Annotated in this window: 11 protein-coding genes; 3 read left to right on the top strand and 8 right to left on the bottom strand. The window is 70.1% G+C overall.

The window, feature by feature from the left end; all coding sequences use genetic code 11:
- Window positions 1–18 precede the first annotated feature (18 nt).
- The 6 genes from JKG67_RS16450 to JKG67_RS16425 form a co-directional block, all read right to left on the bottom strand.
- On the bottom strand, window positions 19–561 hold the full coding sequence (locus JKG67_RS16450) for a hypothetical protein (RefSeq protein WP_203338426.1): 543 nt from the start codon (window positions 559–561) through the stop codon (window positions 19–21).
- Between the two features lie 35 nt (window positions 562–596).
- A complete protein-coding gene (locus JKG67_RS16445; RefSeq protein ID WP_203338425.1) occupies window positions 597–2375 on the bottom strand; it encodes an alpha/beta hydrolase in 1779 nt (592 codons plus the stop codon).
- Window positions 2372–2680 (bottom strand): hypothetical protein, encoded by a 309-nt coding sequence (locus JKG67_RS16440; RefSeq protein WP_203338424.1) that lies wholly within the window; start codon window positions 2678–2680, stop codon window positions 2372–2374. The genes JKG67_RS16445 and JKG67_RS16440 overlap by 4 nt, the downstream gene beginning before the upstream one ends.
- Window positions 2677–3189: a hypothetical protein gene (locus JKG67_RS16435; RefSeq protein ID WP_203338423.1), complete on the bottom strand. Its 513-nt coding sequence runs from the start codon at window positions 3187–3189 to the stop codon at window positions 2677–2679. Before JKG67_RS16435 ends, JKG67_RS16440 begins: the two co-directional genes overlap by 4 nt.
- 61 nt (window positions 3190–3250) lie before the next feature.
- The gene (gene ndk, locus JKG67_RS16430) at window positions 3251–3661 is read right to left on the bottom strand and encodes a nucleoside-diphosphate kinase (protein WP_203338422.1); all 411 of its coding nucleotides are present in this window, start codon (window positions 3659–3661) and stop codon (window positions 3251–3253) included.
- A gap of 11 nt (window positions 3662–3672) precedes the next feature.
- On the bottom strand, window positions 3673–4404 hold the full coding sequence (locus tag JKG67_RS16425) for a pyridoxamine 5'-phosphate oxidase family protein (RefSeq protein ID WP_203338421.1): 732 nt from the start codon (window positions 4402–4404) through the stop codon (window positions 3673–3675).
- 70 nt (window positions 4405–4474) lie between these two features.
- Here JKG67_RS16425 and pdxR point away from each other — a divergent pair, with 70 nt between their 5' ends.
- Window positions 4475–5809 (top strand): MocR-like pyridoxine biosynthesis transcription factor PdxR, encoded by a 1335-nt coding sequence (pdxR, locus tag JKG67_RS16420; RefSeq protein ID WP_203338420.1) that lies wholly within the window; start codon window positions 4475–4477, stop codon window positions 5807–5809.
- A 28-nt stretch (window positions 5810–5837) separates the two neighbouring features.
- Here pdxR and JKG67_RS16415 read toward each other — a convergent pair whose 3' ends face one another.
- Entirely contained in the window at window positions 5838–6245 is a 408-nt protein-coding gene (locus JKG67_RS16415) for a DUF4233 domain-containing protein (RefSeq protein ID WP_238998579.1), read from the bottom strand.
- A complete protein-coding gene (locus JKG67_RS16410; protein WP_203338419.1) occupies window positions 6246–7601 on the bottom strand; it encodes a bifunctional folylpolyglutamate synthase/dihydrofolate synthase in 1356 nt (451 codons plus the stop codon).
- A 165-nt stretch (window positions 7602–7766) separates the two neighbouring features.
- On the opposite strand from JKG67_RS16410, the gene JKG67_RS16405 reads away from it, so the two are divergent.
- Both JKG67_RS16405 and valS read left to right on the top strand, forming a co-directional pair.
- Window positions 7767–8861, top strand: coding sequence for an NAD(P)-dependent alcohol dehydrogenase (locus JKG67_RS16405; protein WP_238998578.1), 1095 nt, complete (start codon window positions 7767–7769; stop codon window positions 8859–8861).
- Between the two features lie 68 nt (window positions 8862–8929).
- On the top strand, window positions 8930–11551 hold the full coding sequence (gene valS, locus JKG67_RS16400) for a valine--tRNA ligase (protein WP_203338418.1): 2622 nt from the start codon (window positions 8930–8932) through the stop codon (window positions 11549–11551).
- Window positions 11552–11714 lie beyond the last annotated feature (163 nt).

The raw sequence follows: 11714 nt of genomic DNA, 5'->3' as shown, positions 1-11714 counted from the left end.
GACACGCCCCTCCGCGCGTCAATCGCGCGGCGGCGCCTCCCAGATGACGTCGGGGCCGCCCAGGGACAACTCGCGGGCCGCCTCGCGTCCGATCACGAAGCGTCCGCTCCCGGCCCCACCGCTGACCACCAGGGCCCCCTGGTGCCGCAGCAGCGTGACCCCCGCGTCACCTTCCCTGCCGGTGACGCCGTCACCTGCGGTCTCCTCGGAGGCCTCGAACCGACTCACCTGCTCGAACCCGGCTGCCGCGAGGGCCCGCATCGCACGCTCCAGGTTCTCGTCGCTCGGATCCACCTCGATCCTGCCGCGCAACGAGTAGTTCGCCGCCCGGGGGCGACCGTGGAGGTCGTTGTTGGAGAACGTGTAGACCCCACTCACCCGGCCCTCGAACTCTCCGAACTCGGCCTCCAGCGCCGCCACCGCCCGCGACGCCATCGTTCGCACGGTGTCCCGCCGCTCCTGCAGTTCAGCGATCGCGGCAGCCTCCTTGCCACCACCGAAGGTCGAGCATCCCGAGAGCACCGCCACCAGTGCCAGCGCAGCCACCCCTTTGATCAGCATGCGTCCATGCTGCCTCATCGTGGCCTCCCTCGGGTTCACCGGCGGACCCCGAAGGCTCGTTGATCCTCGGGTCCGTCTCGGTGGGTGTGCAGTTCAGTGGCCTCGCGCCCACGCTCGGGGTCCTTGGGCCCGCCGAACAGCGGATCGTACTTGTGCGCAGCCTCGGTGAGCACACCCTGGCCGGTGACCAAACTGGCCATGTTCGCCAACGACTCGGTGTTGGGGTCGTAGTAGGAGGTGTGCATGGCGATCGGCCCGGGGACCAACGAGTGTTTGCCCGGGTCCTCGGCTTGGAACCGGGTCGCCTCGAATCGGTCCTCGGACGGATCACGGCCCAGTCCCAGCCCGAAGAGCGTGCCCTTGTTGACCCAGCCTTTGTCGCCGAGGCCGCCGACCGGGTCCAGGCTGTTGGTCCCGACGAACACCTCGCCCGCGGGCACGCTCAGGTCGGACACGTGGTTCACCCCGCCACCGAGGCCGGGGCTGCCGATGAAGACCGCCCGATCGACGTCGACGTCGTACTGACTCAGCGCATACCCGGTGGTGGTGGAGCCGTAGGAGTGGCCGATCACGGTCAGGTTCGCGCGGTCGACCTCATCGGCCCTGCTCGCGCGAAGCCCGTCCAGGAAGTCGGCCAGGTGCTCTCCCCCGGCTCGCGCCATCCCTTCGAACGCGACCCTGGGAATCTCCATCCCATCGGGTGCGTCGTAGCCGATCCACATCACACTGGCGGTGGTGGCGTCGGGGTCGGCGAAGGCCGCTGCGCCGTACAGGTTGGCCAGATCACCCTGGACGTTGCCGGCGATCGACTGCATGTTGCTGGTCAGCCCCGGCACGGAGACGCTGACATTGTCGGCGGTGTCCACGTCGCCGAGAGCCACCGCCACCGCGCCATCTCCGCCGAAGGCCGCCGGGTCGTAGGCCAGCAGATACCCGCCCGGACGCTCACCGAAGGGCCCCTCATGAGCGTCGGCGATCGCCAAGGCATCCAAGGCGGCCTGGGCGTTGTCGAACCACTTCTGTTCCTGGCGGGTCAGCAAGCCCTGCTCGGCGAGTGTCCCCCAGTAGCTCAGGTCCCGGTCCAGCGCGATCCTGTTGGCCTGGTCACGGACCTGGGCGGGGATCCCGTCGGTGTTGCCGATCAGATCCGGGTCGGCGTGGATCAGCGCATGGCGCTCCTCCTCGGTGAGACTGTCCCACCACTCCCGGATCGCCGCGGGGTCCCCGTGCGGCATCCGGGCACGAGCCGCGTCGGCGGGGTCGGGCTGGCCGCCGTACCTACCTCGGACCTGCCCGAGGGTGGTCAGCGCCCGGAAGGCTGCGGCCATCTCGGCATCCTCGGCGCGTGCCCGCTCGGCCCAGGCATCGATCTCGGTCTTGAGGCGCTGAATGCGGCGACCGAGATCGTCGGCCTCCGCCTGCACAGCGGGCAACTGCTCGATCGGCACCACCCGCGCGGCGAGTTCGGTGAGCGCATGATCGATCTCAACCACGGCGTCCACGAGCCCGTCGCGCTCCCTGACCAGCGTGCGCAACGTGTCCGAGTGCTCGCGGACCCGCCGCCCCACGTGACGCAACGCCAGCGACATGGCATCCGCCTCGTCGCCGATCTCACCCACCGATCTGTGGAACTCCCCGCCCGCCTCGGAGTCCCAGTCAGGGACCCGCAACAGCGCCGTGGCGGCATCGGTGCCGAGGTCGTCCAAGTCTCCCGAGGAGAGTTCGAGATCGCGTCCGAACCGATCCACCGCCTCCGGGTCGCAGGTCAGCGGCGGTGGCGCCGCCGGACGGCCGGGCAGCACCAGGACGCTCATGACACACCCCGCATGAGGCCGTGGGCGTCCTCGAACAGCGTCGCGCTGAACTCGTCGGCGGCGTAGAAGTCGTTGAGTTGGTCGGCCAGATCGACTCCGGTCCCTCCACAACGGTCCGCCATCGCGCCGGTGTGCCCCTGCCAGGCACTGAGGAACCTGGCAGCCGCGCCGACCACCGACTCGGTGAAGCCGGTCGAGTCGGCCTCCTCGAGCCGCCTTCGACAGCCCCGCAGCCGATGCCGTTGATCGTCCCAAGCCACGATCGCGGCGGCCACTTCCCGGGAAGGGAACTCGATGTGGCTCATCGCTCCACCGCCCCTCGACGCAGCATTTCGGTCCGCGCTCGACGCCCCACCTCGAAGGCGGCCGACGTGACCCGCAGCGTGAACGTGGCGTGCTGCTGTGACCAGAGCGCGACCACCTGATGCTCGCCGGCGTGGCCCTGGACCGAGCTCAACGGGCCGCGCTCGACAACCGTCTGGTTGAGCTCTCCGGCCACAGCCGAGACCGGCGCTGCGTCGGGGACACCCACCCACTGCTGACTCCAGGTGACCACGACCCCGCCAGGGGTGCCGGCCGGGACCACGTCTGTCCGCGGAGGCGGCGTGTCGACGGCCACGGCCACCTGCCACAGCGACTCCGCGACTGCGACGACCCGCTCGGCGGCTGCCTGGACGTCCTCAGCACCCGCATTCGGCTCCCGGGTCGCCGGCACCGGCGCTGGGTCCGTCGGCGGCAACACGACCAGGGTCACATCCTGGTGGCGGCGACGGACTGCGTCCCAGAACGGATCGGAGGGTGCGGATTGGTTCATGGTGGGGTCCTACCCACCGTCGGGACGGTTGAAACCCCTCCCGGTCGACGTACCCGGCAGATCAGCCGAGTTCGGGGAACCAGATCTTGATCTCGCGCTCCGCGGACTCGGGTGAATCGGAGCCGTGCACCAGGTTCTCCCGGTTGGACAGCGAGAGGTCGCCGCGGATGGTGCCCGGGGCCGCCTTGCGGCCGTCGGTGGCGCCGTTGAGAGCCCGGACCACCTCGATCGCCTCGTCCCCCTCCAGCACCAGGGCCACCATCGGACCGCTGGTCACGAAGGCCCGCAGCGGCGGGTAGAAGTCGCGCTCGACGTGCTCGGCGTAGTGCTCGTCGGCCAGCGACGCGTCGATGGTGCGCTGCTGGAGCGCGGCGAGGGTCAGCCCCTTCGCCTCGTACCGGGACAGGATCTCGCCGACCAGCCCGCGTCGTACGGCGTCCGGCTTGATCAGGACCAAGGTGCGCTGCGTCATGGGCACACACCCTATCCATCCTCGGGCCGCTCGCCCCCGGGCCGTCCCCCACGGGCGGCCAGGGATGACGTGTGCGGCGCCGACCGGATCCGTGAGTCGGGCGCGGTGATCGGCGGTCCGGCGACTCGACGGATCGGGATGTGCCCGGCCCACACGGGCGCGTCCAGGTCCTGCTCGTCATCGACCGGCCCTCCCTCGCGGACCTTGAGCGACGCCTCGCGCAGTGGCACCGCAAGCACCGCGGTCGCGGCCAACTCCTTCTTCGTCGGTGGCCGCAGCGTGGCGGCACGGCCGGGCATCATCTGGTCGATGATCAGGTCCAGGGCGCGACGGCGCTCGCTGGAGTCCTCGACCCGCCTCACCGTCCCGATCACCACCGCAGACCGGTAGTTCATCGAGTGGTGGAACCCGGACCTGGCCAGCACCAGCCCATCGAGCTCGGTGACGGTGACGCAGACAGGAGCGCCCAGCGCCCGGTCGAGCCAGCCGGCGGCGACCGAGCCGTGCAGGTACAGAGAGCCGCCGGGGTCGGGTCCGGCAAGGTCGGCGGCGAAGGCCATCGGCAGTACGACGGGCCGGTCGCCGACGACGACGCCCAGGTGGGCCACGACGGATTCCGCCAGGAACGCATGCAGGCGGTCTCGCTCCGACAGCATCCGGTGGCGTCCCCGGGTGGCGACGGTCCGTTCGGTGGGGCTCAGTGGGGTTCGGCTCAGTGCAGTTCGGCTCAGTGCGGTGGGCATGCTCTGAGCATGAAGCCAGATTGGCCTGGCATCATGGGCCAATCAGGCACCACTTTGATAGGCCACTTTGATGACGACCCCGTTGGCGTTCACCCTCGACCGAGATCAGCCGGTACCACTGGCCGCTCAGGTTGCGCACCAACTGCGCGCCAAGATCGCCCGAGGATCCCTCCCGCCCGGGGCGCGGCTGCCCAGCAGCCGCCGCCTCGCCCGAGACCTCGGGGTAGCCCGCAGCATCATCGAGCAGGCCTTCGGCCAGTTGGTCGCCGAAGGGTGGCTGGAGGGCAGGCAGGGTTCGGGCACCTTCGTCTCAGCCGTGACTCCCCTGGCTGATCGCTCGCCGGGCAGCACTCGGCCGGCATCCGCGACCACCTCCCTGCTCCGCCTGGACAGCGGCACCCCATGGATCGATCCCCGGCACCGAGCCGCCTGGCGCCGAGCGTGGCGGGAGGTCGCCCATGCCCGGCCCCCGACCGGCTACCTGGATCCACGCGGGATCCCCGAACTACGGGAGGCACTGGCCGAGCGCCTCGCACGCACTCGCGGCCTGGACGTCGCACCCGACGAGGTGTTGGTCTGCGCCGGCACCACCGACGGTCTCCGGCACCTGCTCGGCGTACTCCCCGCCGGGCCGGTGAGCGTCGAGGACCCCGGCTACCGAGCGGCGGTGGCGACGGTCCTCGCCAGCGGCCGAACCGTTCGCGACACCGCCGCGCTGGAGGTGCCCGACCTCAGCGGCGTGGTTGCGCACTACGCCACGCCGGCGCACCAGCACCCCCTGGGGGTGACCATGCCGGCTCCGCTCAGGCTGGCGCTGCTCACCGAGGCGCGGCGTCAGCATGCCGTCGTCATCGAGGACGACTACGACTCGGAGTTCCGCTACGACGTCGCCCCGGTCCCGGCGCTGGCGGCGTTGGATCGCGACCAGGTGGGCTACCTCGGGACCGCCAGCAAGACCGTCGCGCCGAGCCTGCGGCTGGGCTGGCTGGTCGCACCCACCGGGCTCAACGATCAGATCAACGAGACCCGTGCCCTCACCCACGACACCGCCGCCTGGCCCGTCCAGCAGGCGTTCCTGTCCCTGCTCCGGGACGGGTACGTCGACAAGGTGGTGCGCTCGGCCCGTGAGGTCTACGCCGACCGAGCGGCTCGGGTCGTGGCCGCGCTCGGCGATCACGCACCGGATGCTCCGATCGCCGGGATGTACGCGTGCGTCGACCTCGCCGAACCGCTGGCCCGCACCGTGACCGCGGCGGCTGCTGCCGCCGGCTTCGAGATCCCGTTGCTGTCCGACTACTGCCGCACGACCGAACGGCACGGCCTGGTGCTGGGGTTCGGCGGCTGCACCGACGAGGAACTCGACCGTGCCCTCGCGGTGATCAGCCGCGCCGTGCAGGCGCGGTGAGCAACCCGGCACTCTCGGTCCGAGGCGGCTACTCGGCCTGTTCGGCCTGTTCGGCCTGCTCGGCCTGCTCGGCCTGTTCGGCCTGTTCGGCATCGAAGGCGGCCTGGGCGGCGGCGCGGTCACGTTCGATGCTCTTGCCGAGGAAGTACGCCGACCCCCACAGCACACCGAAGATCAGGCCCAGCACGAACATCGTCGGCACCACGAAGCCGAGCCCGATCGCGGCGGCCTGGATGACCCAGCCGGCGTAGTAGGCCCACTCGTGCCGGAGCAGGCCCGCGATCACGAGGCAGGCGGTCATCAGGCCCAGGCCGATCCACAGGGCGGTGCTCACCGGGACATCGGCGACACCGATCATCACCGGGGTGGTGAGGCCCAGGACGATGGCCTCCAGGGTCAGGATCGCGGCACACATGCCGCGCCGGGGGGAACGCATCTACGGCCTCCGCTTGAGCAGGGATCGCGCCTCTCCGACGGTGATCACCGATCCGGTCACCAGCACCGCACCGGAGCCGAGCGAGGAGCCGGAGTCCTGTTCGGCCAGCGCGGCGGCGTCGTCGAGCGCCTCGGGCAGGGTGGCGGCGATGGTCACCCGGTCCTCCCCGAAGATCTCCCGAGCAGCTTCGGCCAGCCGCTGCGGGCTCATCGACCGCGGGGTGGAGTTCCGGGTGCAGACCACGTGCGCCAGGTGGGGTTCGAGCGCGGCGAGCAGTCCGTCGGCGTCCTTGTCCCCCATCACACCGAGGACTCCGATCAGCGGTTCGAACGCGAACGAATCGGCCAGCGCGGCGCCGAGCGCTTCGGCGCCGTGGGGGTTGTGGGCGGCGTCGAGCACGATGGTGGGGCTACGGCGGATGATCTCCAGCCGACCCGGGGACCTCATCTGCGCGAAGGCCTCGCCGACGAGATCCTCGGCGAGCGGCTGGTCGGTGGGCAGCAGCGCCTCGACCGCCACCAACGCGAGCGCCGCGTTCTGCGCCTGGTGGGCGCCGTAGAGCGGCAGGAACAGGTCGTCGTACTGACCGAGCAGGCTCTTGATCGAGACCAGTTGGCCGCCCACCGCTGGGGCGCGGGAGACCACCCCGAAGTCGATGCCCTCACGGAGCACCCGGGCTCCGACGTCGGCGGCGCGCTGCAGCAACACCGCGGCCACCTCGGGCTGCTGACCGGCCAACACCGCGGTGGCACCCGGCTTGATGATGCCGGCCTTCTCGACGGCGATCTCCGCAGGCGTCCCGCCCAGGTAGTCGGCGTGATCGACGGCGATCGGCAGCAACACGGCGACCTCGGCCTGGACGACGTTGGTGGCGTCCCATGCGCCGCCCATGCCCACCTCGACCACGGCTACGTCGACCGGGGCGTCCGCGAAGGCGGCGAAGGCCATCCCCACCACGGTCTCGAAGAACGACAGCGGGTGCTCCGACGCAGCATCGACGAGCCAGGTGTAGGGCGCCACGTCGTTGAACGCCTCGACGAACCGCTCGTCGGAGAGCATCTCCCCGTCGATGCTGATCCGCTCGTTCATCTGCTCCACGTGCGGGCTGGTGAACCGTCCGGTCCGCAGCTCCAGGGCCTGCAGCAGCGTGTCCACCATCCGGGAGGTGGAGGTCTTCCCGTTGGTGCCGGTCAGGTGCACCACCCGGTAGTTGTGCTGGGGGTCACCGAGCAGGTCGGTGAAGGCCGCGATCCGGTCCAGGGACGGCTCCAGTTTGGTTTCGGGCCAGCGGGAGAGGAGCGCGTCCTCGGCCTCGGCGTACGTCTCAGCCGGACGGGGAAGGGGGGTTTCAGTCATCGCTGGCCGAGTCTACTTCCCGAGCCTCGAATGCCGAGATGCGCCACCTCGTCCGACCAGACCTGACACCTCGTCCGACCAGACCTGACACCTCGTCCGACCAGATGTGACACTTCGGCGGGCGGGGCAGTAGAACATGTTCTAGTTATTGGGTAGATTGTGGGCATGAGAACCACAGCAGCCGTTGTGAACGCCCAGGGCGAGGACTTCACCCTGACCGAGGTCGAGCTGGACGCCCCGCAGGCCGACGAGGTGCTGGTGCGGATGGTGGCCACCGGCATCTGTCACACCGACATCACGCTACGCACCTTCCTGCCGGCCGAGATGTTCCCGAACGTCTTCGGCCACGAGGGCGCCGGCGTCGTGGAACAGGTCGGCGACGGAGTCACCGACATCAAGCCCGGCGACCACGTACTGCTCAGCTTCCGTGCCTGCCGCAGCTGCGGCCCCTGCGTGGCCGGCCACGTCGGCTACTGCGACTCCCACCTGATGCTCAACTACATGGGCATGCGCATGGACGGCAGCCACACGTTGACCCGCGACGGCGCCCCGGTCTTCGGCTCCTTCTTCGGACAGTCCAGCCTGGCGGCCCACGCGATCACCTCGGCCGACAACTGCATCGTCGTCGACCCCAGCCTCGACCTGACCCACGCCGCCCCCTACGGCTGCGGCTTCCAGACCGGAGCCGGCACCGTCTTCAACACCCTCCAGGTGGGCGCCGACGACAGCCTCGCCGTCTTCGGGGCCGGGGCCGTCGGTCTGGCCGCGATCGCCGCCGCAGCCACCACCGGGGCGCGTATCGTCGCGGTGGACCTGCAGCCGAGCCGGCTGGCGATCGCAGAGAAGTACGGCGCCGCCACGGTCGATGCGACCGGGTTGGACGGCGCCACGGTCGTGGAGCGGGTCAAGGAACTCACCGGTGGGGGCGCGTCGTACGCCATCGACACCACCGCCGTGCCGGACGTCGTCCGCGACGCCCAACGGGCCCTGGCACCGCGCGGCACCCTGGTGGCCCTCGGTCTGGGCGCCGAGGAGTACCCCCTGGACGCGATCGACCTGCTGCAGAACGGCAAGGTGGTCCGCGGTTCCATCGAGGGCGACTCCGACCCCCACCTGATGGTGCCCACGCTGCTGGCACTCAACGCGGCCGGTAGGTTCCCCGTCGACGAACTGATCCGCACCTACCCCGCCGACCAGATCCACACCGCAGTGGCGGACCTGCTGGCCGGGACCGTGGTCAAACCCGTGCTGCTGTGGTGACCCTCGCCACAGCCCTCCAGCCATGAACTGATTCGGGGACGACACCGTGTCCGCCGTAGCATGCCGCCATGACTGAGACCCCCACCAATCAGGCACCGGAGACGACGACACCCAGCACCCGTGCCGTCGTCGTACCGGAGAAGCCTGCCCTGGAGGGCCTCGAGGAGACGTGGAGCCAGCGCTGGGAGGAGCGACAGACCTACCGCTTCGACCGCACCCAGCCGCGGGAGAACGTCTACTCCATCGACACTCCCCCGCCGACCGTCTCCGGCTCCCTGCACGTGGGACACGTCTTCTCCTACACCCACACCGACCTGATGGCGCGGTTCCAGCGGATGCGCGGGAAGAGCGTCTTCTACCCGATGGGGTGGGACGACAACGGGCTGCCCACCGAACGCCGGGTGCAGAACTACTTCGGCGTCCGCTGCGACCCCTCGCTCCCCTACGACCCCGACTTCGTCCCACCGGCCAAGCCGGACCCGAAGAAGCAGATCCCGGTCAGCCGCCCCAACTTCATCGAGTTGTGCGAGCAGTTGGTCGTCGAGGACGAGAAGGTCTTCGAGTCGCTGTGGCGCACGCTCGGCCTGTCGGTGGACTGGCAGCAGCACTACACCACCATCGGCAGCAAGGCCCAGGAGGTCAGCCAGCGCGCCTTCCTGCGCAACCTCGCGCGCGGTGAGGCGTACCTGCAGGAGGCGCCGACGCTGTGGGACGTCACCTTCCAGACCGCGGTGGCCCAGGCCGAGTTGGAGGCCCGTGACTACGCCGGCCACTACCACCGGATCGCGTTCCACAAGCCCGCCGGCGGCACCGTGGAGATCGAGACCACCCGGCCCGAGCTGATCGCCAGTGTGGTTGCGCTGATCGCCCACCCCGACGACGAGCGGTACGCCGACCTGTTCGGCAACATCGTCACCTCGCCCGTGTTCGGGGTCGAGATCCCGGTGCTGGCCCACCCGGCGGCGGAGATGGACAAGGGCGCCGGCATCGCGATGTGCTGCACCTTCGGCGACCTCACCGACGTACAGTGGTGGCGCGAACTGCAGCTCCCGGTGCGCACCGTGATCGGCCGGGACGGCCGGTTCACCCGGGAGACCCCCGAGTGGCTGGTCCGGGACCGAGCCGCCACCGCCTATGCGGAGCTGGCCGGCAAGACCGTCTTCTCCGCCAGGGAGACGATGGTCGCGAAGCTGCGCGAGTCAGGCGACCTGATCGGCGACCCCAAGCCCACCCAGCGGATGACGAACTTCTTCGAGAAGGGCGACAAGCCGCTGGAGATCGTGGCCACCCGCCAGTGGTACATCAAGAACGGCGGCCGGGACGCGGCGCTGCGCGACGACATGGTCGCGGACGGCAGCCAGATCACCTGGATCCCCGGACACATGCAGCACCGCTACGACAACTGGGTGTCGGGCCTCAACGGCGACTGGCTGATCTCGCGGCAGCGGTTCTTCGGCATCCCGTTCCCGGTCTGGTACCCGCTGGACGCCGAGGGCGAGCCCGACTACGAGAACCCGCTGCTGCCCAGCGAGGCACAGCTGCCGGTCGACCCGTCCACCGACGCGCCGACCGGGTACGACGAGTCCCAGCGAGGCGTCCCGCACGGGTTCATCGGCGACCCGGACGTGATGGACACCTGGGCCACCTCGTCGCTGACCCCGCAGATCGCCGGCGGCTGGGAGTCCGACCCCGACCTGTTCGAGCGGGTCTTCCCGATGGACCTGTGCACCCAGGGACACGACATCATCCGCACCTGGCTGTTCAGCCGGGTGGTCCGCTCGCACTTCGAACACGGGCAGGTGCCGTGGTCGCACGCGATGCTCTCCGGGTGGATCCTGGACCCGGATCGCAAGAAGATGTCGAAGTCCAAGGGCAACGTGGTGGTGCCCACCGAGATCCTGGACAAGTTCGGTGCGGACGCGGTCCGCTGGCGCGCCGCGATGGCTCGGCCCGGTCTGGACTCACCCTTCGACGAGACCCAGATGAAGGTCGGCCGACGGCTGGCGATGAAGGTGCTGAACGCGTCGAAGTTCGTGCTCGGCAACGTCGGCGCCACGGAGACCGACACCTTCTTGGTGCACGATCCGATCGACTGCGCCCTACTGGGCCGGCTCGCCGAGGTGACCCGGACTGCGACCGAGGCGTTCGAGCGCTACGACTACACCACTGCCTTGGAGACGACCGAGAAGTTCTTCTGGAGTTTCTGCGACGACTACCTGGAGCTGGTCAAGGAGCGGGCGTACGGCGCCGACGGATCCGGGACCGCCTCGGCCAAGGCCACGCTGGCCATCGCGCTGCACACGCAGCTGCGGCTGCTGGCACCCTTCCTGCCGTACGTGACCGAGGAGGTCTGGTCCTGGTGGCAGGAGGGTTCCGTGCACACCGCGGCCTGGCCCGAGCCGGTCGACCTGGGGGCCGCCGCAGCCGCTGACGCCGCGCCGGTCGACGCCGTCGCCGCCGCCCTGATCGGCATCCGGGGCGCGAAGTCACGGGCCAAGGTCAAGATGCGCAGCCCGCTCGCGGCCGTGGAGATCCGCGGCCCGCAAACCCTCGTCGCCGGCGCCGAGTCGGCGGCCGGGGACCTGCGTCGCTCCGGCAACATCGTGGGTGAGCTGACCTTCACCGTCGACGAGGAACTCACCGAACTCCAGGTCACTGCCGAACTCGCCGAAACCCCACCAGCCGAGTAGCGAGCCCCAGCGCAACCCCGGCGGTCGAGTAGCGAGCCCCAGCGCAACCCCGGCGGTCGAGTAGCGAGCCCCAGCGCAACCCCGGCGGTCGAGTAGCGAGCCCCAGCGCAACCCCGGCGGTCGAGTAGCGAGCCGCACCACCGACTTACGGCGGTCGAGTAGC

Source organism: Nocardioides limicola (genome assembly GCF_016827675.1).
In the GTDB taxonomy this organism is placed as follows: domain Bacteria; phylum Actinomycetota; class Actinomycetes; order Propionibacteriales; family Nocardioidaceae; genus Nocardioides; species Nocardioides limicola.
This window is presented reverse-complemented; position numbering and strand designations above follow the sequence as displayed.